Origin of the sequence: Microcystis wesenbergii FACHB-1317 (genome assembly GCF_014696875.1) — a bacterium.
In the GTDB taxonomy this organism is placed as follows: domain Bacteria; phylum Cyanobacteriota; class Cyanobacteriia; order Cyanobacteriales; family Microcystaceae; genus Microcystis; species Microcystis wesenbergii_A.
Window position 1 is genome coordinate 1 of record NZ_JACJQV010000196.1, and the last position, 21,273, is coordinate 21,273.

Annotated in this window: 20 protein-coding genes and 1 pseudogene; 9 read left to right on the plus strand and 12 right to left on the minus strand. The window is 40.7% G+C overall.

Annotation, left to right across the window (positions count from 1 at the left end):
* Nucleotides 1-182: 182 nt before the first annotated feature.
* Nucleotides 183-428, minus strand: a complete 246-nt coding sequence (locus H6F92_RS19740) for a UPF0175 family protein (protein WP_190359173.1) — start codon at nt 426-428, stop codon at nt 183-185.
* 710 nt (nt 429-1,138) lie between these two features.
* Here H6F92_RS19740 and H6F92_RS19745 point away from each other — a divergent pair.
* The gene (locus H6F92_RS19745; RefSeq protein ID WP_190359174.1) at nt 1,139-3,784 is read left to right on the plus strand and encodes an efflux RND transporter permease subunit; all 2,646 of its coding nucleotides are present in this window, start codon (nt 1,139-1,141) and stop codon (nt 3,782-3,784) included.
* Nucleotides 3,785-3,966: 182 nt separating this feature from the next.
* Here H6F92_RS19745 and H6F92_RS19750 read toward each other — a convergent pair whose 3' ends face one another.
* The 5 genes from H6F92_RS19750 to H6F92_RS19770 all read right to left on the minus strand — a co-directional run bounded on the left by H6F92_RS19750 (nt 3,967) and on the right by H6F92_RS19770 (nt 9,735).
* Nucleotides 3,967-5,391: an FAD-binding domain-containing protein gene (locus H6F92_RS19750; protein WP_190359175.1), complete on the minus strand. Its 1,425-nt coding sequence runs from the start codon at nt 5,389-5,391 to the stop codon at nt 3,967-3,969.
* 211 nt (nt 5,392-5,602) lie between these two features.
* On the minus strand, nt 5,603-6,295 hold the full coding sequence (locus H6F92_RS19755; protein WP_190359176.1) for a Uma2 family endonuclease: 693 nt from the start codon (nt 6,293-6,295) through the stop codon (nt 5,603-5,605).
* Between the two features lie 130 nt (nt 6,296-6,425).
* Nucleotides 6,426-7,097 (minus strand): ParB N-terminal domain-containing protein, encoded by a 672-nt coding sequence (locus tag H6F92_RS19760; RefSeq protein WP_190359177.1) that lies wholly within the window; start codon nt 7,095-7,097, stop codon nt 6,426-6,428.
* Nucleotides 7,098-8,447, minus strand: a complete 1,350-nt coding sequence (locus tag H6F92_RS19765; protein WP_190359178.1) for a ParA family protein — start codon at nt 8,445-8,447, stop codon at nt 7,098-7,100.
* Nucleotides 8,448-8,793: 346 nt separating this feature from the next.
* On the minus strand, nt 8,794-9,735 hold the full coding sequence (locus tag H6F92_RS19770; protein ID WP_190359179.1) for a serine hydrolase: 942 nt from the start codon (nt 9,733-9,735) through the stop codon (nt 8,794-8,796).
* 110 nt (nt 9,736-9,845) lie between these two features.
* Between H6F92_RS19770 and H6F92_RS19775 the strand changes: the two genes are divergently transcribed.
* The 6 genes and pseudogenes from H6F92_RS19775 to H6F92_RS26235 form a co-directional block, all read left to right on the plus strand.
* On the plus strand, nt 9,846-10,508 hold the full coding sequence (locus H6F92_RS19775) for a 4'-phosphopantetheinyl transferase family protein (RefSeq protein ID WP_190359180.1): 663 nt from the start codon (nt 9,846-9,848) through the stop codon (nt 10,506-10,508).
* Between the two features lie 95 nt (nt 10,509-10,603).
* Nucleotides 10,604-11,737 carry a glycosyltransferase family 4 protein gene (locus H6F92_RS19780; protein ID WP_190359181.1) on the plus strand — a complete coding sequence of 378 codons (1,134 nt, stop codon included), beginning with the start codon at nt 10,604-10,606 and terminating at the stop codon, nt 11,735-11,737.
* A gap of 55 nt (nt 11,738-11,792) precedes the next feature.
* Nucleotides 11,793-12,086, plus strand: a complete 294-nt coding sequence (gene clpS / locus H6F92_RS19785; RefSeq protein WP_002765336.1) for an ATP-dependent Clp protease adapter ClpS — start codon at nt 11,793-11,795, stop codon at nt 12,084-12,086.
* A gap of 2 nt (nt 12,087-12,088) precedes the next feature.
* Nucleotides 12,089-12,373, plus strand: a complete 285-nt coding sequence (locus tag H6F92_RS19790) for a DUF2103 domain-containing protein (RefSeq protein ID WP_002732155.1) — start codon at nt 12,089-12,091, stop codon at nt 12,371-12,373.
* Nucleotides 12,374-12,378: 5 nt separating this feature from the next.
* Nucleotides 12,379-14,325, plus strand: a complete 1,947-nt coding sequence (locus H6F92_RS19795) for a pentapeptide repeat-containing protein (RefSeq protein WP_190359182.1) — start codon at nt 12,379-12,381, stop codon at nt 14,323-14,325.
* A gap of 69 nt (nt 14,326-14,394) precedes the next feature.
* A pseudogene (locus H6F92_RS26235) lies at nt 14,395-14,610 on the plus strand (DUF2442 domain-containing protein); the annotation flags it as partial.
* 107 nt (nt 14,611-14,717) lie between these two features.
* On the opposite strand, the gene H6F92_RS19805 reads toward H6F92_RS26235, so the two are convergent.
* The 5 genes from H6F92_RS19805 to H6F92_RS19825 form a co-directional block, all read right to left on the minus strand.
* Nucleotides 14,718-15,758, minus strand: a complete 1,041-nt coding sequence (locus H6F92_RS19805; RefSeq protein WP_190359183.1) for a sulfate/molybdate ABC transporter ATP-binding protein — start codon at nt 15,756-15,758, stop codon at nt 14,718-14,720.
* Between the two features lie 80 nt (nt 15,759-15,838).
* Nucleotides 15,839-16,681, minus strand: coding sequence for a sulfate ABC transporter permease subunit CysW (cysW, locus tag H6F92_RS19810; RefSeq protein WP_002797969.1), 843 nt, complete (start codon nt 16,679-16,681; stop codon nt 15,839-15,841).
* Nucleotides 16,682-16,722: 41 nt separating this feature from the next.
* Nucleotides 16,723-17,565 carry a sulfate ABC transporter permease subunit CysT gene (gene cysT / locus H6F92_RS19815; RefSeq protein WP_190359184.1) on the minus strand — a complete coding sequence of 281 codons (843 nt, stop codon included), beginning with the start codon at nt 17,563-17,565 and terminating at the stop codon, nt 16,723-16,725.
* Between the two features lie 19 nt (nt 17,566-17,584).
* Nucleotides 17,585-17,926: an NIL domain-containing protein gene (locus H6F92_RS19820; RefSeq protein ID WP_002768372.1), complete on the minus strand. Its 342-nt coding sequence runs from the start codon at nt 17,924-17,926 to the stop codon at nt 17,585-17,587.
* An 11-nt stretch (nt 17,927-17,937) separates the two neighbouring features.
* Nucleotides 17,938-18,981 (minus strand): sulfate ABC transporter substrate-binding protein, encoded by a 1,044-nt coding sequence (locus H6F92_RS19825; RefSeq protein ID WP_190359185.1) that lies wholly within the window; start codon nt 18,979-18,981, stop codon nt 17,938-17,940.
* 170 nt (nt 18,982-19,151) lie between these two features.
* Here H6F92_RS19825 and H6F92_RS19830 point away from each other — a divergent pair, with 170 nt between their 5' ends.
* A complete protein-coding gene (locus H6F92_RS19830) occupies nt 19,152-19,931 on the plus strand; it encodes a Crp/Fnr family transcriptional regulator (RefSeq protein ID WP_190359186.1) in 780 nt (259 codons plus the stop codon).
* Nucleotides 19,932-19,950: 19 nt separating this feature from the next.
* Here H6F92_RS19830 and rnc read toward each other — a convergent pair whose 3' ends face one another.
* Nucleotides 19,951-20,628, minus strand: coding sequence for a ribonuclease III (gene rnc, locus H6F92_RS19835; protein WP_190359187.1), 678 nt, complete (start codon nt 20,626-20,628; stop codon nt 19,951-19,953).
* A gap of 58 nt (nt 20,629-20,686) precedes the next feature.
* On the opposite strand from rnc, the gene H6F92_RS19840 reads away from it, so the two are divergent.
* Complete coding sequence (locus H6F92_RS19840; protein ID WP_190359188.1) at nt 20,687-21,253, plus strand: hypothetical protein; 567 nt, start codon at nt 20,687-20,689, stop codon at nt 21,251-21,253.
* The last annotated feature ends 20 nt before the right edge of the window (nt 21,254-21,273 follow it).

Here is a 21,273-nt window from a genome sequence, read left to right on the forward strand (position 1 = left end):
AGACTTAATAGAAGGGATTGAATTGGCTATGTTAGAAGTTACTCAAAAAGATATTCGCAATTGGTTTACTCACTGTTGCTACTGTACCTCATAAGTCAGAGAATTGCTATAAATATCTTTTAAGATTGACAGATAACCAACAAGAGCAAGACTGCTGAGAGGAGAAGTATCGCTAATAATAATCATAGCCAACCTGTCTCTTTTAAATGCTTAATATCTTCCTGAAACTCAGCAACATCATAGTGAATACAAATTCCTCGTTCAGAAAGCAGCCGTTGAAACCTGATTTGATTAATACCTAATAACTCACTTGCTTTTCCTAAGCTAATCTTATCTTGTTGGAATAACATAATAACAATTTCCTTCAACAGTTCATCCTCTGATAAACCACTTGCTTTAATCACTTCTTGGGAAATAACTAGAGTCATATTTTCTCCGTATTTTGATAAGAATTATACAAATGCTATCCTATGTACCCCTTGCAAGTCCAGAAAACGGGTTTCTCGAAGAAACCCGTTTTCTAAATAAAGGCAATCACTCTCCCCAATTCATAATTCATAATTCCCCTCTCCCGTATCATACTTTGTGCTTTTTGTCAAAAAAACTTTTTTTTTGCAATAAAAATACACAAAAAAAAGATCATCGTTGTGGGTGAAAATGACTGATTTACCCGTCTTAATTAGGATCACCTTCTAGGTGTGGCAAGGGTTTCAACCATTGCTGCCCAAAAAAGCACAGAATAACCCACTATGAAATTCTATCAAATCGCTGTACCCAGCATAACGTCGTTGTTAAATAAAAATCTTTCTCAATTAATTCTTAAGAATCTATAAATATTGCGGAATGTTAATTTAAATATTCTCAAGTTTTTGCAGTCAATAAATAATTTTTACTTATCTTTGTCGGAAAATAGAACTCCTGCAAAAATCCAACATCTACCATGGGGTTAGGAGTCAGTTATCAGTTATCAGTTATCAGTTATCAGTTATCAGTTATCAGTTATCAGTTATCAGTTATCAGTTATCAGTTATCAGTTCACTGAGAAAACTCCCCACACCCCACACCCCACACCCCACACCCTACACCCCACACCCTACACCCTACACCCTACACCCCACACCCCACTTATTCAACAAAGATGAAAGAATCATGGCGAGAACGTCTGAATATCTCTCGAATAGCGATTAATGCACCGAGGTTAACCATTGCTTTCTGGTTAGCGGTGGCCATGGCGGGAATTTTAGCTTTTAGTTCCTTAAAATACGCTCTTTTCCCCGATATCAGCTTTCCAGTCGTAATAATTAACGCTCAAGCGGATTTAGCTACTGTCATCACCACGGAACAGCAATTAACTAAACCCCTAGAAAATCCCCTTTTCTCTCTCCCCGGTCGTCGTGATATTTCTTCGACTACTGCCCCCGGACAGTCAGTAATCAGTATTTTCTTTAAAATTGGCACAAATTTAGACAAGGCCACCGCAGCAGTTAAACAGGCTATCTCGCAAGTCCCTTTACCCCCTCAAGCTACTACGGAAGTTATCCCCGTTGATTTAAATGAGTCGGCAACAGTCACCTATGCGCTGGTGAGTGAGCAGAAAACTATAGAAGAATTAAGCCAAATCGCCCAAGATAATTTAATTCCACCCTTAAAAGCTCTCCCAGGTACGGCTAAAGTTAATTTACTCGGTCAAGGTACAGTTAGGGAAGATAATCCCCATAAAAGCTTAACCCGACCATTACCCACGCTGGTGCGCTTTAATGGCCAAGAAGCGATCGCAGTGCAGGTAATCAAAAAAGGTGCCGCCAATAGTCTCGATCTGGCCGCGGTCGCAGAAAAACTGGTTAAAGACATAGCACAAAAACTGCCCGATGTCAAGATAATTTTAGCTGAAACCCAAGCGGAATATATTCGCGCTGCCCTACAAGGCACGATCGATGATTTACTCTTGGCAGTTTTGCTGTCAGTGCTGGTGATATTGATATTTTTAGGCAGTTTCGCCGCTACAATCATTTCTGCTCTGGTTATCCCCCTATCTCTTTTGGGGACTTTCATTATCATGGCCATCTATGGGTTTAATCTGGAAACCCTGACGCTGCTGGCTCTCGCTTTGGTGATTGGCATTGTCGTGGATGATGCGATCGTGGATGTGGAGAATATTTCCCGTTTAATCGACGCGGGGGAAACCCCGAAAAATGCGGCACTCAAGGGGACAAGGGAGATCGGATTAGCTGTGACTGCTTCCACTTTAACCATTGTTGCCGTGTTTATACCCGTGGCTTTTATGGGGGGTGCGGTGGGACAGTTTTTTCAACCCTTCGGTTTAACTGTCTCGGCTGCGGTGATTTTTTCTCTGTTGATCGCCAGAACTTTATCGCCAGTTTTGGCAGTATATTGGCTGAAACCGCAGTCACGGGCAAAAATGACGAAACAAAAGCGACCGATTGAAAACGCCTATCGACGGCTCTTAAACTGGTCACTGCGTCATCGTTTGCTGGTCATTGCTATTGCCCTAATTACCTTTTTTGCGGGTATTGCCTTGATTCCTTTCATTTCTAGGGGATTTATTCCCCGACTCGATCGCGGCGAGTTTAATCTGGTTTATACGTCCCCTTTGCCGAAAATAACGCAAATTAGCCCTAATAAACCGACGGCTAAGAGTTCTAGCGATAGTTTCGCTTGGATTTCTCAGTTAGCGAGTTCTCCCGAAAGTTTTCTTTTGCGTCGCACTATCCGCGATGGCAGCAAATTAGAAGCGCCGATTTTGCAGGATGGGGAAGTGGAATCGACTTTTATGATCGCCGGTTTACGGGGTGAGCCGAATCGTGGCAAAATTCACGTTAAACTGAAGAGCGATCGTAAATCTCACACCAGTGCGGTGCAGCAACGGATTCGGCAAATTTTACCGACAATTAGAGGGGTGAATGTCAGTGTCGAGGACATTCCTTTTGTGCAGACGGAAGCGGAAAAGCCGATCCAAATTGCGATTAAAAGCGATAATTTGCAGCTATTGCGCGATAGCGCCGAGAAATTGCGGGTTGAGGCTGCTAAAATCGCCGGTTTAAAGGATATTTCCCTATCATCTAGATTAAATGAGCGGGGGGATTTTTTGGCGATCGAGCGTTTAAATGGTCAACAGGCGATTTTTCTCAGTGCTAATCTTAGTCCCGATTTAGGATTAGAAGATGCGGCGATTAAAATTGAAGGGATTCCTTTACCGGAAGGGATAACTTTACAGCGTTGGGGTACTTCTTCTCAAAGTAGCGATGTTTTGGGCAGTTTTGGTCGCACTTTAATCCTAGCGACAATTTTAATGTTAGGAGTTTTATGGTTATTATTCAGAAGACTGCTAGAAACTATCGTCATCGCTTTATGTTTACCTTTAGCGATTGTGGGGGCAATGTTGGGGTTATTGGTAACGGGTAGTGAGTTTAGTATGATTTCTCTGATCGGGTTTATCTTCCTCTTGGGACTACTCGATAAAAATGCTGTGTTATTGCTGGATTATACTAACCAATTGCGTCAACAGGGTTGGAGTCGGGAGGAAGCGGTTTTAGAAACGGGAATGATTAGGTTAAGACCGATTTTAATGACCACTTGTTCGACAATTTTAGGCATGATTCCGATCGCTTTGGGATTGGGTACTGGTGCGGAATTGCGGCAACCCATGGCGATGGTGATTGTGGGAGGTTTAGTCACTTCTTCCCTGTTGAGTTTAATTGTTGTGCCTGTGTTATATCTAAGTTTAGAGGATGTTTGGAACCAGATTAAAGCCGGTCAAAAGTAGCTAGTTTTACCGTCGCTTTAGTTAAGTAGGGAGGCACAATTATTTGTAGGATGGGTTAGCGGTAGCTTAACATGAGCGGGCGTTGTTTCATGCTTCAACCCAACCTACGTTCTACATCCTACACCCCACACCCCACACCCCACACCCTGTCCCCACGAAAAACTTTTTGCCGCAAACCCTAGTTACCGTTTTGGCTTCTGATTGCTATAGAGTCGTTTGAATTCTTTTTGTTGTTGATTATGATCGACAATTGGCTCAGGATAACCACAACGATGTCTTTCTAAACGGGGGATTTTCCCAGTTACTAAATATTCCGTATCTACGGAAGCTAATTCCGGCAACCATTGACGAATATATTCCCCTTCCGGATCGAATTTTTGTGTCTGACTAGCGGGATTAAAAATTCTTAAGGGTTTCGGATCCATGCCACTAGAGGCACTCCACTGCCAACCACCATTATTAGCGGCTAAATCGCCATCAAAAAGTTTCTGCATGAAGTATTTTTCGCCTTTTTGCCAGTTAATAATTAAATCTTTGGTTAAAAAACTCGCCACGATCATGCGACAACGATTGTGCATCCATCCCGTTTCATTTAATTGTCGCATCGCCGCGTCAACGATCGGATAGCCGGTTTTTCCCTGGCACCAAGCTTGAAAATGTTCTTCGTTATCCTGCCAAGGAAAATGACGAAATTCTTTTCTATAAGCACCGACCGCCAATTCTGGGAAAAAATAGAGACAATGCTGGTAAAATTCCCGCCAAGCTAACTCTTGCTGCCAAGTGATAATACTATTTTTTGCTTCCTCAGCCCGGCAATTTTCTAATAATTCTAGGGTTGCCGTCCAAATTGCGCGAATGCCAATCGCCCCAAATTTTAAAGCGGCACTCAAGCGCGAGGTGCCATCGAAAGCGGGGAAGTTACGATCTTCTTGATAATTGTTAATAACCCCTTGACAAAATTCTTCTAATCTGCTGTGGGCGGCCTTTTCTCCGGGGGTGAGGGGTAAGGGGTTTTGCCAAGTAAAACCTAAATTTTCTAGGGTTGGTAAGTTAATAGTTTCTGTGAGTTTCTCCCCCTCATTTTCGTCTAATCCTTGCAGGTTTTCTAGGGTTTTGGGGCTGGCTTTGGTTAATTGGCTCCAATTTTTCCAAAAAGGAGTATATACGGTGTAGGGACTTTTTGAGAGGGTGAGGACTTGTCCGGGGGCATGGAGAAGTTGATCCCAGAAGGTTTCTACTTCAATTCCTTTTGTTTGTAAAGCGGCGATTACCTGTTGATCCCGTTGACGCGCGTAGGGTTCGATATCGAGGTTAAAAAAAACTGCTTTTGCCGATAAATCGCTGGCTAAATTGACCAGTGTTTGACTGGGGTTGCCGCGAATAATCAGTAATTGACTACCTTTTTGGCGATAATTTTTTTCTAATTCCTCTAGACAACCGAGGAGATAGGCAACTCTAGCCGGGGCGATATCATCCCCTTCTAAAATAGCAGGATCGAGGCAGAAAACCCCGATAATTTTCGGACTGCGCTCCCTAGCTTTACTCAGTCCAATATTATCCGAGAGACGTAAATCGCGACGATGCCAGAAAAGGATTAGATTTGACATAAATAAGCTGCCCGCGCATTTAAATTGCTGGTTGAGATGAGGCAAGAGGCAAGAGGCAAGAGGCAAGAGGCAAGCCCCCCCGACGTCGGGGGGGTTGGGGGGGGCGGGGAAAATTCGGCTAATCTAAGGATAGGCGGTTTAAATGCGTCTTAGCTCACTCTTTCTGTAATTATACGACAGTGGATCAAGAATAATTGTCTAATTTTAAAATCTAGCTGTGATTGACAGTTAGTTTATTGACAAAATCTCGATGTTCTGCTGTTTCTAAACCCCGCTGCAAAATCACTAAAATTTTTCCTAAGTCGCCCATTAATAAAGCGTTTTTATCTAGCCATAAACCAGGGAAGATTTGGGAGCGTATTATGGCATCACTATCGGGTTCTAGTTTAATATATTCTCCTGCCTGTAGCCGAAACCAATCAATTTCTTGTTCATAAAACCGCCAGACTAGGTATTCTTGGACTTGATTGCGACGGTAAACATTTAATTTTTGATGAACATCGTAGGAAGCACTAGAAGCGGCAATTTCGACAATTAATTCCGGCGCTCCTTCTACATAATCATCTTGACTAATTGTCGATTGTCCTCCCTTGTCAATTCTTAATAGGGCATCCGGTTGGGGTTCGTTATCAATATCTAATCTCACGGTGGCATTATCACCCAATCTAACAGCGGGAGTCGCCGCTTTATAGAGAGCTAACCATCCGACAATATTAGCATGAGGCTCGGCGTGACTTTCAAATCTGAGGGGAGATGCCATATAAACAATTCCTTCAATTAATTCCGCTTTTTTGAGATGGGGCATCCCTTGATAACGTCGTTCAAATTCCCATCGAGTTAATTTATCGCCGTTTTCTAGGGGAGGAATTGTTAAAGAAGCAGTAATTACTGGGGTAGTTGTCATAATTTTTCTCTTTTCACCCGTCTTCTAGTTAATCTTTGCCGGCTATCGGATCGGGATTTTTTCCTGATCTTCCATTATTATAACACCCATCGGTAGGGTGTGTTAAAGCATCTCAACACACCCACAAAAATCAATTAGAAGTCAATAAATAATCCATTAATTTGATCAGAGTTGCTGCCCCCATTTTATCTACTCGCTCAGTGATATCATTAAGAGAAACAAAGGGCTTCTCCTTTAGAAAATTTGCGGTAACTGTTCTATTTATTCCCGCTTTTTTAAGTTGATTAGCATCACAGCTATTCAAAAGCTCTAAAATCGACTTAGAAGGAGGAGGAGGAGGAGAAATAATTTTTTCTTCCAGTCTTTTGATTTCTTTTTGGTACTCCTCTCGGATTGCTTGTAGCTGGGTTTCTAATCGTTTTTCAAGATTACTCATCCTCAATTCTAGAGGATTATCTGTTTTTTCAGGCGTGGTAATTAACCCAGGAGAAGGAGATAATAACTGCATTTGCTGTAAAGCGATATTCTCCGCTTCTTTATCAACTACAAAAGCGTTAATCATCTCGATGTCAGGAACTTTCTGATTGGCGATGACAGAAGCATAATATTCTAAATCTCCACTGATAATATTATAACGTTCATCAACTTTTTTATTATCAGCTTTTTTGAGAATAGCAGGGCGAATAAGTCCACCCATTTCAATAATAAGATTGGCTAAATTCTCCAATTCAGTTTCGGAGAAGGTTTCTCTGGCAACGGAAGGATTAATATCAGTGATATCGACTTGTAAAAATTTACACATCTACTTAACTCCTATTTTAGCTAAAACTTCCAATGCTAAGGCTTCAAATTCTGCTGCTGATACTCCTGCATCAGCTTGATGTTCGGCATAATCGATTATAGATTGGGGGGCAGGAATTTGTAAATCTCCCACGGTAACGTATTGATTTATACAGCGAGATAAAGGCATTCTTTCCGAGATAGTCGATTCCATCAAAGGTAAATTATATTTGTCTGGAATCACTTGTTTTTGTTTGGGAAAATTATATCTTAAGTATTGAGCATGGGTGGAAATTTTGGAAGGTAAAACGCCTAAAATTTGTAGGGTTGGTTTACCCAAATCTCCACGACTTTCATTGATTTCTTCTTGAACAAAGTTTTTAACGCTATCTAATCCTTGATTAGAAAATGGTTTAAGATCTGAAGGAATTATTAGATAGTCAGCTGCAATTAAAGCAATGCGTGCATATAAATCAAGTGCGGGAGGTGCATCAATAATTACAATATCGTATTGATTATTTACTTTCTCTAATTTTCTTGCCAATCTAGCAAATACCGCTGCATTATCTTTAATTTTAGCTTGGTTAGCAATTAAAGATATGTGAGAGGGAATAACATCAATTTCTGGATGATTGAATCCTTGAGACTTTCTGACAATATTCTCAATAAAAATGCGGTTACTGTTATCTAGCAAATGAAAGACATTTTTATCTTTTAAATCATCGTCATCGTCGAATTGAAACTTAATTAAACCAACGGCAAAGGTACTATTAGCTTGAGCATCAATATCAATTAATAATACTCGCTTACCTTTTTTACTCAAAGCTGCCGCTAGATTGGTAGCGACGGTGGTTTTACCAACACCACCTTTATGATGATAAATTGCGATGGTTTTCATGGGGTTTCTGTGGTTGATTATTGGAGAATTGAGCGGTGGAATGCCTAGGGATAAGGTTTCGTAGCCAATCAGAGATTTTAACTGTTCTAAGTGAGAGGAAATTTCTAACCCAGAACATCTAAAAACCAAATAAATTTTATCGGGTTTTCTTTGATAAAGTTGAATCTCATAACCATTGGTTAATAATCCCCACTGCACTTTAAAGTAGTTGAGATAATAACCTAAGCGGTGACGATGATTGATGAGCTTTTCTCTGGGATTTTTAGCCTCGATAATTAGACAGTGAGAGGATAAAAACTGCTTTTTGTTGATAGGTTTTTGAGCGGAAACAAGGAAATCTAAGCGTACTTTACCGAAGCTAACTTGTTGATACCAATGTTCGGGATTGTAGCCTAGTTTGGGGAGTAAATACTGGACAATTAATTTACTCTCCACTTCCCTTTCGTTATGACAATAGTGAGGATTAAAAGTCACAGATTTGAGGAAATACTTAAAAATAACTTATTGTTAGTTTAAATGATGACAGCCATTCTCGTCAAGGTGAAGCACAGACTAAATCCTCATACTAAATCTGGTTATTAAAGACTGATTATTTATTCCCCTTTTTGCATGAGTGCATGAGGAGAAAACGGGTTTCTCCGAGAAACCCGTTTTCTGTGAGTTACTCAACGGATATTTCAGCTGCAAGAACAAACCCCATCTATCCCAGAAAAGCTATATATTGAGATGCACATCTGTAAATTTACATATCTATGGCAGTAGGATGTTTATCTAACACTTTTGACAATGACAGAGAAAACTATCCTACCCACAGGTTAAATTAATTAAACTGCATAATTTTCTCGGCTACTTTCTGGGAAATAAAAGGTAAAATTGAGCGATTTTGACTGTTATCTTTTCCCTCGGTAAATACCACCAAGAGATAGGGAGTATGATGGGGAATTTCAATATAAGCTGCATCGTGACGTACTTGACTTGTCCAACCAGCTTTTGACCAAATTTGACTATTTTCTGGTAATCCCTGTCCCAAAAATCCTAAGATTTGTGTATCATCTCCTTGACTTGTCCAATCAGCAGGATTAAGACTTCGTTTTAGTAAAGACATCATCATTTGAGAACGTTGGGAAGAAACAGCAATCCCCCCGATAATAGTATGAATTAAACGCGCCACTGCATTGCTAGTTAACATATTGCGATTCTCCATTAATTCCCCTAAAAAAGCGCGTTCACGTCCATAGGGACCATCAGACCAAGTTTTTTGATTAACGTTAATTGTCGCTAATTCTGGCCAATTTAAGGATTGAAAATAACGATTAACTATGTTGCGTTGTTGCTTCCAAGTTTCAAAGGGACCGGCGGAAATTTCTGGACCGCTAGTGGTTCCCGTAACCAGATCTACAACTAAACTGGTAGCATCATTACTAGAGTCAACAATCATGTCACGAATGGCGCGATTTAATTCGCGGCTTTCGGCAATCATCCCCCCCTCTAACCACTCATGAATCGCTACTAGATAAAATAATTTCACTAAACTAGCGGGATAGGTTCTTTCTTGTCCGCGATAGCTAAATCCGCGGGGGGAATATTTCCAGAATTCTTCGTGAGAAATTGCTCCCCCCGTGTTGACGATAACAGGAGGATCATATACTATCCAAGTTAGGGCAATTTGTTCTTGAGCTAATTGGGTAAATTCTCGCCAAGTTGTTTCTAAAATATCTGTACCGAACTGTTGGAGGTGGTCTTCAGTATGAAAAAAGTTCATAGGTGTGCTGCAAAGTCAAGAGTTAGAAGGTGGATAAATTCTTGAGTCGGCAATTCTCATTTTACGGTAAAATTTACCGATAATTAATTATTTGATCGCTTCTGAGTTTAATGTTTATATCTACCGATGAGGTTCATCTCTATTTTATCAGTCTTGATCCCTCTGGGGATAGACTAGAAAAACTGGCTTCTTTGCTCTCGGAAGATGAAATAATTAGAGCTAATCGTTACCATTTTCCCCAACACAAGCGGCGTTTTTTGGTGGCTAGGGGATGTTTACGGGAGATTTTAGGGTCATATTTGACCATAAGTCCCGAAAAAATCGAGTTTATCTACAGTGAACGGGGAAAACCGAGTATTAACTACCAATTGCAGTTTAATCTCTCCCATTCCGAGGAGATGGCCATCTGTGGCTTGACTTTAACCGCTCGCATCGGGGTAGATTTAGAGAAAATGCGCGAGGTGAAAGATTTAGATAGCTTGACAAAAAGGTTTTTTTGTGCTAAGGAACATGAGCTTGTTGAAAAGTCCGCAGAGAAGGAAAAGTTATTTTTTCAGTTATGGACGGCAAAAGAGGCTTATTTAAAGGCAGTGGGAACGGGAATTAGCGGGGGACTCGATCGAGTGGAAGTGGGCCTTAATCCCTTAAAATTAGACAATGTGGCGGGGGAATGGCAATTATGGACAGCAGCAATCGGCGATAATTATCGAGCGACGGTGGTTATCGAAGGTAGCGATCGAGTGATTAAAACCTTTGGCCTTTCTGATCTATGATTAATTGGGGAGTTAATTGCCTTGAGAAATTCAGTAATTATTCCTAGCTATCTCAAAAAGCTTGCCCTTAATTATTACTTAACCTTGTTTTCTCTATGCGAATTGCTCTTTTTACAGAAACTTTCTTACCAAAAATCGATGGCATTGTCACCCGTCTTAAACATACCGTTGAACACCTACAAAGATTAGGTCATCAGGTATTGGTTTTCTCTCCCGATGGCGGTTTAAAAGAGTACAAAGGTGCTAAGATTCATGGAGTTACAGGGATTCCCTTACCCCTATATCCGGAATTAAAAATGGCTTTCCCCCGGCCTTCAGTCGGTCAAGCTTTAGAGAGGTTTAAACCTGATATTATTCATGTGGTTAACCCGGCTGTTTTAGGATTGGGAGGTATTTATTTTGCCAAAACGATGAACATTCCTCTCGTCGCTTCCTATCATACCCATCTCCCCCAATACCTACAACACTATGGATTAGGTTCCCTAGAAGGATTACTCTGGGAATTATTAAAATTGGCCCACAATCAAGCAAGTTTAAATCTCTGCACTTCCACTGCTATGGTACAAGAATTATCTAGTCGTGGCATTGAAAAAGTAGAGCTTTGGCAAAGGGGAGTCGATACGGAATTATTTCAACCTCATTTAAAATCCCCGGCCATGAGACTGAAATTATCCCAAAATAACCCCGATAGTCCTCTCTTATTATACGTTGGTCGAGTGTCGGCCGAAAAAGAAATCGATCGCATTAAACCAGTATTAGAAGCGATTCCCGAAGCAAGATTTGCCATTGTGGGAGACGGTCCCCATCGGGAAGCTTTAACAAGTCATTTTGCCGATACAAATACCCATTTTGTCGGTTATTTACAGGGGTTAGAATTAGCCTCCGCTTTTGCTTCCGCAGATGCTTTTCTGTTTCCCTCACGCACAGAAACCCTCGGTTTGGTACTCTTAGAATCCATGGCTGCCGGTTGTCCGGTGGTGGCGGCAAATTCGGGGGGAATTCCCGATATTGTCACCGATGGAGTTAATGGTCATCTCTTCGATCCTAGGGATGAAAAAGGTTTAATTAGTGCCACCCAAAGATTACTAACCGCCAAGGCAGAAAGAGAGGAATTACGACGAAATGCGCGCCTAGAAGCGGAAAAATGGGCATGGCAAGCGGCCACCAAACAATTATTAAATTACTATCGCCGGGTTTTGAATAATAATTCTGTGGCTTTTGCCGCTTAATTGTTGTCAAAATGCTCGAATTTAACCGCAAAAACCTTGACCTATTGTAACTTTTATGGCCAGCGCACCTAGTACCACCTTAGATAAGTCCACCCAAGTTGTCAAAAAGACTTATCCCAACTATAAAGTTATTGTTCTCAACGATGACTTTAACACCTTCGATCATGTGGCCAATTGTTTAATTAAATATATCCCGGATATGACCACCGATCGAGCTTGGGAATTAACTAATCAAGTTCACTACCAAGGACAGGCAATTGTCTGGACAGGTCCCCAAGAACAAGCGGAACTTTATCACCAACAATTGCGACGGGAAGGATTAACCATGGCTCCCCTAGAGGCCGCATAATTATGAATAATGGTCGCTTAGTTTGGAATCATTCTACTCATATACCGGGGTTGATTGCGGTATTAGAAAAGTTAATTACCTATCAAGGAATCACCACTGTCACCCCCGGGGTACTTTCTCGCTCAAAAGGTCATTGTCCGCGGTTACAATTGCGGATATCGGTGCCGATTCGTGGTGGTTTTAAGCTGATTGCGAGGACAGGAAAAAGTGTTCAGGAAGTCTTTGTTATCACCGATTTAAACCAAGAGGACTTAGAAATGGCTATCCAAGCTTGTTTAGGAAAATAACTGTCGTGGGTGCGTTGTTGAAAGGCTGCTGGTTACTAATCATTGTTTTTCTGTTTTTCTGTTTACATTCTCTCCCTAGTTTGGCAGTAGTGGATAGGGTTCCTTTAACAGTAACTTTATTGCAGGAACGTTTAAGCGCACCCGTCCTTAAAGAAGGGATGACTACCATTAATTTAGCCAATTTAGTTATCGATATCCGCGATGAAAATAAGGAGCTGCAAGAACAATTTTATCAACAGATTCAAGGTCAAATTAATCGCGCTAAACAACCCCTAGGTTTAGATTTTAGTAATTCCTTAATTCAAGGCAATTTTATCGCTTCCCGTCTGGGTTTACCGACTCCTTTAACAAAAGTGGCTCTGGCTACCTTATTATCACCCACGGAAGAACAGTTATTACAACAGGACGAAAATTTTTTATTCGATAGCGATGAACCGGTTTTTAATGTCACAGTATTTCGTGGACCTGTGAAGTTGCAGAGAACCGTATTTATGGGAGAAGTGGACTTTTCTAAGACTTTTTTTCTGCAAATTGTCGAAGCAATGGCAGCAAAATTTAGTCGTGAAAGTAATTGGGTAGAATCTCGTTTTGCTAGGGTAGCGAAATTTACCAAAGCCACTTTTATGGGAGATGTAAATTTTAGTCAAAGTCAATTTTTAAATAAAGCCATCTTTCGCACGGCCCATTTTAAAAGTATTACTAACTTCCATGGCAGTCATTTTACTGCTGAAGCTTATTTTGATCAAACCAAATACGATAAAACCGCAGATTTTACCCGTACTTTCTGGGAAAAGGAAGCCAATTTTTCCCAAAGTCAATGGCGAGATCGTCCGCTATTTTCTAAGAGTAGATTTTTAAGTTTATTAACCTTTAGAAATGCCACTTTTGAAAAATCGGGTGCTTTCCGGTCTAGTTATTTTAATGGTGTGGTTAGTTTTCAAGATGTGAAACTTTTAGATCAGGTAGATTTTAGTAATTCCACTTTTACTAAAAATAGTTATTTAAGTGTATCAGGATTAGCTTTTGATTCCGATAAAGCGAAAATACTGGGAGATAGAGGAGTAATTGGTCAAGCAATTTATTTACCAACCCTAGCAGGAAATGAAACAGTTTTAAGAAATTTAGTTCGTAATTTTCGCTCCCTAGAACAAATTGCCGATGCTAATCAAATTGAATACAAAACTGAAAAATTGCGAGTTCAACAGTTAAAACAAAAGCTAAATAATATCTCATTTATTCGCCTAATTAACCTCACTTGGGTAGCTGATTTTCTGCATACTTCTTTCCTTGCTTTACTATTGCTATTAAGTCAAGATGGTACAAATTTTAGTTTAGTTTTCGGCACAGGAATCATAATTTTTGCCTATTTTGGCTGCTTATTTTGGTTAATTGATCGCGTGCGTCGTCTGACTCCTAAACCAGTAATTCCTAATCGTTATGAAATCTTTTGTATGGTAACTAGCTATATTATTCTCACCCTTTCCGGTGTGTTTAATATCCTGCAATCTGCCAGTCGTCCTCTACTAACTTTAACAGCTATTGCCCTAATTCTTGTCCCCTTACCCCTAATTTTAATTATCGAACTTTATCGTCGGGGACGCTATCACGATTTAATGGATAGTTCCTATTTCCTACAAGATGGTAGTATGCGACAATTACGCTTATTAATCACCCGTTTACCCGTGGTTCCCCAATTTCCCCTCTTTCGCGATCGTTATACTCCCATTCCCTGGCAAAAGCGTTGGAATTGGTTAAATTATTACGATTTAAGTCTCAATAATTTGCTAAAAATAGGCTTTAATGATTGGCGAGTTCGCGATCAAGAATTACCCGCTATCATTTCTTTTTTAGTTTGGTATCAATGGGGTATCGGCATCTTTTATATCACTCTCCTTATCTGGACTCTCTCGCGCACAATTCCGGGGTTAAATCTCTTGATTTATTTAAAATAAACTGTAAAAATTTAAATACAAATGAACTTATAAACCCTTGGACAAAATACTTCTCAAGCTGAAGTAACTCATATTTCTTCTCATGGAATATGGATTCTTGCAAACCATGAAGAAATGCTTCTTTCTTATCAAGATTTTCCTTGGTTTCAAGATGTCCCTATTAGACAAATTTTAAATATACAAGAGCCTTTTCCTAATCATTTTTATTGGCCAGATTTAGATGCAGATTTAAGCACAGATAGCAAAGCTTTTAACTTAGTGTCAGCAGAAGTCCCTCGCTTTTAACGATCGGATGAATGTTGACACTAAATTAAAATACACCAACAGCCGCCTAAGCCTCGCCTAGGTTGTACTTCATCTTTATGAGAAATGCTCTAATAAACCTAAAGTTTTTAAATTGAATAATCGATAAATTTCTCACTTTTATTGTCAAAATCAGTGAGTAAGGTCGCTTTTCTTGGTTTTAAATTTACCGTTTGTTCTGGTTGTAACTGTAATTGCTTGTACTCCTCACGATTGAGATAAGCCACCACCATTTCCCCATCGGCTAACATTAATTCTACTTGTATTTCCCAGCCTAAATGAATAACTCTTTTCACCACTGCCCAACTATTCAACCCATCTTGATTGGGCATAATTTCGAGGTCGTGGGGACGGATAAAAACGGTGGAATTATCACCTGGATGATGTCCATTTCCTAACCCTGCTAAACTGGGTAAGATATTCACTTCCCCAATAAACTGCATCACAAAAGCTGTGGCAGGATGATCGTAAATTTCGACGGGAGAACCCACCTGTTCAATTTTACCATGATTCATCACGACAATCGTATCAGCTACCTCCATTGCTTCCTCTTGATCGTGGGTAACAAAGACACTGGTAACGTGAACTTCTTCGTGTAAATTTCTCAGCCATACCCTTAATTCTTTTCTGACTTTTGCATCTAAAGCTCCAAAGGGTTCATCTAATAATAATACATTTGGTTGAATGGCTAAAGCGCGGGCTAAAGCTACTCTTTGCCGTTGTCCTCCCGATAATTGGGCGGGATAGCGATCGCCTAATCCTTGTAATTGAATTAATTCTAATAGTTCCTCAACTTTTTTCTTAATTACTGGCGATTTTTGCTGGCGAATTTCTAGACCAAAAGCAATATTTTGACGGACATTTAAATGTTTAAATAGGGCATAATGTTGAAAAACAAAGCCGATATTTCTCCGTCTAGGATCCAGATGGGTGGTATCTTGTCCGTTAATGATAATTGCGCCACTGTCGGGAGTTTCTAATCCCGCAATTGAACGTAATAAGGTAGATTTTCCCGATCCCGATGGTCCGAGGAGGGCAACTAATTTGCCTTCAGGAATGGTTAAATTGATATTATCTAAAGCTTGAAAATTGCCGAAACGTTTAGAAACTTGCTGGATGGTAATACTCATATTTTTAGGTTTTTTGTAGAACGTAGGTTCGGTTGAAGCATGAAACCCAACGCCCGCTCATATTTTTAGGTTAATTATAGTTAAGTAGTGTGAATTTTGTGGGCGGTTTTACGTTCGAGAATTTCTTTAATAATTAAAGTAACTCCGGCTAGTAAGGCGAGAATAGCCGCCGCACTAAAAGCGGCAGGAGTGAGATAATTTTTATAAGCCTGTTCTACGAAAATTGGCAGGGTGGCAGTTCTCCCTAAAATACTGCCAGAAACCACAGAAACCGCCCCAAATTCTCCCATCGCCCGGGCATTAGTTAACAGCACTCCGTACATCAATCCCCAACGAATATTGGGTAAAGTTATGCGCCAGAAAATCTGCCAATCACTTGCCCCTAAAGTGCGCCCCGCTTCCTCTTGTTCCAAACCAATTTCTTCTAAGACTGGGATAACTTCTCTAGCCACAAAAGGCATAGTAACAAATATAGTTGCTAATACCATTCCGGGTAAAGCAAAAAGTATTTTTATATCGAAAAATTCTAGGAAAGAACCTAACCAACCATTGCGCCCATAGAGCAGTACAATCATTAACCCCGCTACCACGGGAGAAACGGCAAAAGGTAAGTCAATTAAACTAATTAATAAAGTTTTGCCACGAAATTGATTGCGAGCAATTACCCAAGCTGCACAAAGTCCAAAAATTGTGTTTAAAGGTACAGTAATTAGGGCAATAATTACTGTTAATTTTACCGCTTCGATAAAGTCAGAAGTTCCCGCCGCTTCTAAAAAAGCTTGGAATCCATTGCGAAAAGCATAGTAAAATACTGCCGCTGCTGGAATAAATAATAATAGTGCCAGATAAACAAGGGCGATGATAATTAGTAGGGGTTTGTAATCCCACTCTTTCGGTTTAGTTGATTTTTTTAGACTCAGCATTTTTGATCTGTCTCCAGTTATACCCTAATATTTTTTACTCTTTACTTAACTCTGTATTTTTGCCCCCATTGCTGCAGGAAATTAATTACTACTAACATGAACAAAGAAACCAGCAATAAAACCATGCCGATTACTGTCGCCCCTGTGTAATCATATTCCTCTAGTCTTTGGAAGATTAAAACTGGGGCAATTAAATCCTTAAAGGGGATATTAGAGGAGATAATTACCACGGAACCATATTCACCGATCGCTCTGGCAAAACCGAGGGCAACTCCTGTTAAAATAGCGGGTAGTAATGGGGGAAAAATAACTCGCCAGAAGATTTGCCAAGAGGAAGCACCTAAAGATAAAGCCGCTTCTTCTACTTCTTTTTCCATTTCCTGTAAAACTGGCTGTAAGGTGCGGACAACGAAGGGTAAAGCGATAAATAACATCGCCACAAAAACCCCTAAGATGGTAAAAGATATCTTAATGCCAAAGGGGGCAAAAAATTGACCGATCCAACCGTTATCACTGTAAACCGTGGCTAGGACTAAACCAGCAACAGAAGTGGGTAAAGCAAAGGGCAAATCCACACAAGCATCGACAATTTTTTTACCGGGGAATCGATACCGCACTAATACCCAAGCGATAATAGTGCCAAAAACTCCGTCAATTAATCCGGCGATTAAGGAAGTAAAAAAAGTGACTTGGTAAGCGGATAAAGAAATCGGTAAAGTGGCAATGCGCCAAAATTCGGCAAAACCAAGGGTTAGGGATTTAGCAAATAGTGCCGCTGCTGGTAAAACCAACAAAACCACTAGATAACTAATGGTAATTACCCAAGGAATAGAAACTTTTTTCAGGGGTTGACTGGGAGATAAAGATAATTGTGGGTTAGCCATTGTTAATTATTGCTAGAGATTACCAATTGTCTGCTTCTTCAAGAACTTGTGCTGAATCATACCAAACTTCTACATCTAAATCTGCCAGATAGGAAAGGGCATTTTCTATCCCTTGGGAGTTGCCTTGTAGTTGTAGATCGAACCAGCCATCTTGATTATTATTGGCAGCTAACAAAGCGGAAAATATATTCACTTTTAGACCAGGAAAAGACCCTAAACGTGCTATGATTGGCTCGTTAATATATTGTTTAGGAATCCGAATTTTTATTCTTCGGGACGTGGGGCGATCGAGTCCAGATTGATCGAGATGTAAGTCACTTTGGGGATGATTAATAGTTTGCCATTGAGGTTGATTGTCCATGGTTTTTCTCCTTAAGATTTACCAGCTTTAGTCAAAATTTTATCGAAGACGGCTCCACTATCAAAGAATTGTTTTTGTACCTGATCCCAACCGCCTAAATCCTGTACGGTAAAGAGATTTTTTATCTGAGGAAATTTACTCTCAAACTCTTTAACTACCGTCGGTTCAACGGGACGAAAACCCACCTGAGCAAATTCTCTTTGGGCTGCGGGAGTAAATAAAAACTGCACAAAAGCCTCGGCCACTTTTCTCGTACCTTTTTTATCCACATTGGCATCAACAACCGCCACGGGATTATCAATAGAAATATTGTAATCGGTGGGAACAGTGTAGGACAACTTCTCGCCTTTTTGGTTAGCGAGAATCATCTCATTTTCGTAATTAATCAGCACATTTCCCTGGCCTTGTTTAAAAAATACATCACTAGATTCGCGAGCATCTCTAGGTAAAACTGGCGCATTTTTAAACACTTTTTCGACAAAAGTTTGCGCCGCTTGTTCACTGCCTCCCGCTTGCGTCACCGAACCCCAAAGAGCGAGAAAATTCCAGCGCGCTCCGCCAGAAGTCTTGGGATTAGCGGTAATAACTTTAATATTATCCTTGGCTAAATCTGACCATTTATTAATTTTAATATTGGCATCACGAGGAACAAAAGCCACTACAGATTTATGAACAATAGAGTCATTGGTTGCTTCTTTTTCCCAACCGGGTTGAATTAATCCCGCTTGCTCAATTTTCTTGGTATCCAAAGCTAAAGCCAACGCTACCACATCCGCTTCTAAACCATCGATAACGGCGCGAGTTTGGGAACCAGAACCACCATAACTCTGTTCAAAAGTTACTTTTTGCCCCGTTTTTTCTTGCCATTCCTCGACAAATTTAGGAATGATTTTTTCGTAGGCACTTTGGGTAACAGCATAGGAAACAAGCGTCACAGTCACGGGTTTTTGGCTGTCATTGCCGCTATTGGTGGGGGATGGGGTGCAAGATGCCAGCATTCCTCCAGTCAGGACAGTTGCCATGAGTAGGGATAAACAAGACTGGGATGACGGCATCGGCGGCGCTCCTAAGATTTACTCTGAGGTTGTATCTGTTTTCAGGTCTGCTTTAATCCTACAGCACAGGAAACAAAATTTCAATACATTTATAAAACAAATTGGGAATAAGGCGATAACAAGGGAAACTGTGAGAAGATAAAATCAGTGCTACATCTAGGTTTGAGACTATGGGCAAGAGCGTCAAGGCCAAAAAAACAACCCTCCTACAACAACTGATTAACCAGAGTTTTCTCTTTCGCGGACTAGAGGAAGCTTGGTTAAGTCAGTATCTCGATGCCGACAATCTCAAGCTAGAGAGGCTATTTTCCAATCGTCCCGTCTATACGGCTTTTCTCCCCGATGAATTTCTAGATGTTTTGTATGTGATTTTGGATGAGGGTGTAATCGTCGTCCGCAGCACTCCCCTCGACCGGATTATTGCCATTAGCTACCCCGGTGGCTGTTTTGGCATGAGGAGTTTACCCTTTAGTTATGGTTTAGCCAGTCGCGCCTTTCCCTGTTTGGTGGAATCCTATAAAACTACCCACGTCCTGAAAATTCCCCTATCGGCCCTAGAAAAGATTTACAACGATAACGAAAGTTTTCGTCAACGGTACTGTTTTTTATTTGAATTACAGCAAAAATTCGAGTATCATTTGCTTAATTGCAGTAGCTATCCACCCCAAGCTGTAGCCACTTTACTGAGAGCTTTAATCTATCAAGAAAGAGAATTAGGCAGTCAACCAGATGCCGAAAATATCTATACTTTTGATTTATCCGTCGATGTGATTGCTCGCGCTTGTCAACTCAATCAACGCACCGTCGAACAGGTATTAAAAGGATTGCAAAACGTGGGACTAATTGCCTCAGAATCGACGGGGGATTTAATTCGAGTACTGGATGCCGAGGGTTTAAAAGAAGTTTACAGTGCCACCAGAGATAAAGTTAATTGGTGGCCCCTAAGATAAGTAGGTTTGGCCCTATTTATTATTGCCATTGACAGCGCTTTAAGGCATCTTCGGCAGCCGCTTTGGTGGCATCCTGTTTCCGTTTACCTTTACCTGTACCATAGAGAAGGTTATTAACCCGCACTTCAGCAGTAAATTCCCTAGCGTGGGGGAGTCCGGTAACATCAATGATCGCATATTCTGGATTAGAGGCGAAATTGGCCAGCGCCCACTGTTGAAAGAGATTTTTGGCATCGATAAAAGATGGCGATTCCGATTGTTGAGAGACTAAATGAGAGGCTACAGGGATAAAAAGCCCGTGCAGATAGTTTTTAACCGCATTTAACCCCGAATCTAGATAATAAGCCCCAATTATCGCTTCAAAAGTGTCCGCTAATAGGGTAGGATTTGATCGCCCCCGATCTTTAATTGCCCCCTTACCTAAACGCATTAACTCCCCCAGGCCGATTTCAAAGCCCAATTGCGCTAATTGTTCTTCTTTGACCAAATTTGACCGCAAACGGGTTAATTCTGCCTCGTTCATGGCGGGATATTTTTGATACAATAGTTCGCCCACCAAAAAAGCCAAAATCGCATCGCCCAAAAATTCTAGGCGCTCGTTATTTTCCGTCAATTCCGACTGTTCATTGACATAGGAACGATGGGTTAAAGCTTGGGTGAGAAGGAGAGCATTTTGAAAAGGAGGCAAACAAGACATTACAGAAATGATCAAGTCAAGAGCATTTCTTATCTTAATCCGACCCCACCCCGAATAGATGAGACGAACGATGCTTTTTTTACTGTTTTTTCCGGCTAGTTTAGGCATAATCTCCCAAATCTTCTCACCGGAAAACCTATCCGCTGCTATTCTTGCCCTAGGTACCCTGGGGATGTGTATGGAACAGGCACGCATGGCAGCGGTGGACTTGGGAGAAATTGCCCAATTTCAGCAAAAAACCAGCGATCCTCGCCTCGATCGCTTTTTTATCGTCACAATTAGTACAATTGTTTTAGAATTATCGGGCTTTTATCTGGCTGCCCTCTGGATAGGATGGGGAGCTTTAATAGTTTTAGTTAGTCAAATTTGGTTTCATTGTTTAGCCAAAATTCAACTGCAGCCAAGCACAGAAAAAATCATTGACCATGGCATAGTGCCACGTTTACCCATCTTACTCGCCGACGGAATCGGCATAATCTTCGTGGCTTTCTGGTTAGCCAAAATCGCTCCCCTAATTATGGCCATAACTTTAACGACAATGTTATTAATCTACGGCTCTATTAAGTATCTTTTCAGAACTGGGGAGGGGGGAGAAAGTAACCTCCAGAGGCGGCAATCCCTATAAATGGGCGCTCAGAGACTCTG

What these genes read in the sequence shown, in the direction of transcription:
- H6F92_RS19740 (WP_190359173.1), bottom strand. Translation starts at nt 428, where the DNA reads ATGACTCTAGTTATTTCCCAAGAAGTGATTAAAGCAAGTGGTTTATCA.
- H6F92_RS19745 (WP_190359174.1), top strand. Translation starts at nt 1,139, where the DNA reads ATGAAAGAATCATGGCGAGAACGTCTGAATATCTCTCGAATAGCGATT.
- H6F92_RS19750 (WP_190359175.1), bottom strand. Translation starts at nt 5,391, where the DNA reads ATGTCAAATCTAATCCTTTTCTGGCATCGTCGCGATTTACGTCTCTCG.
- H6F92_RS19755 (WP_190359176.1), bottom strand. Translation starts at nt 6,295, where the DNA reads ATGACAACTACCCCAGTAATTACTGCTTCTTTAACAATTCCTCCCCTA.
- H6F92_RS19760 (WP_190359177.1), bottom strand. Translation starts at nt 7,097, where the DNA reads ATGTGTAAATTTTTACAAGTCGATATCACTGATATTAATCCTTCCGTT.
- H6F92_RS19770 (WP_190359179.1), bottom strand. Translation starts at nt 9,735, where the DNA reads ATGAACTTTTTTCATACTGAAGACCACCTCCAACAGTTCGGTACAGAT.
- H6F92_RS19775 (WP_190359180.1), top strand. Translation starts at nt 9,846, where the DNA reads ATGTTTATATCTACCGATGAGGTTCATCTCTATTTTATCAGTCTTGAT.
- H6F92_RS19780 (WP_190359181.1), top strand. Translation starts at nt 10,604, where the DNA reads ATGCGAATTGCTCTTTTTACAGAAACTTTCTTACCAAAAATCGATGGC.
- clpS (WP_002765336.1), top strand. Translation starts at nt 11,793, where the DNA reads ATGGCCAGCGCACCTAGTACCACCTTAGATAAGTCCACCCAAGTTGTC.
- H6F92_RS19790 (WP_002732155.1), top strand. Translation starts at nt 12,089, where the DNA reads ATGAATAATGGTCGCTTAGTTTGGAATCATTCTACTCATATACCGGGG.
- H6F92_RS19805 (WP_190359183.1), bottom strand. Translation starts at nt 15,758, where the DNA reads ATGAGTATTACCATCCAGCAAGTTTCTAAACGTTTCGGCAATTTTCAA.
- cysW (WP_002797969.1), bottom strand. Translation starts at nt 16,681, where the DNA reads ATGCTGAGTCTAAAAAAATCAACTAAACCGAAAGAGTGGGATTACAAA.
- cysT (WP_190359184.1), bottom strand. Translation starts at nt 17,565, where the DNA reads ATGGCTAACCCACAATTATCTTTATCTCCCAGTCAACCCCTGAAAAAA.
- H6F92_RS19820 (WP_002768372.1), bottom strand. Translation starts at nt 17,926, where the DNA reads ATGGACAATCAACCTCAATGGCAAACTATTAATCATCCCCAAAGTGAC.
- H6F92_RS19825 (WP_190359185.1), bottom strand. Translation starts at nt 18,981, where the DNA reads ATGCCGTCATCCCAGTCTTGTTTATCCCTACTCATGGCAACTGTCCTG.
- H6F92_RS19830 (WP_190359186.1), top strand. Translation starts at nt 19,152, where the DNA reads ATGGGCAAGAGCGTCAAGGCCAAAAAAACAACCCTCCTACAACAACTG.
- rnc (WP_190359187.1), bottom strand. Translation starts at nt 20,628, where the DNA reads ATGTCTTGTTTGCCTCCTTTTCAAAATGCTCTCCTTCTCACCCAAGCT.
- H6F92_RS19840 (WP_190359188.1), top strand. Translation starts at nt 20,687, where the DNA reads ATGAGACGAACGATGCTTTTTTTACTGTTTTTTCCGGCTAGTTTAGGC.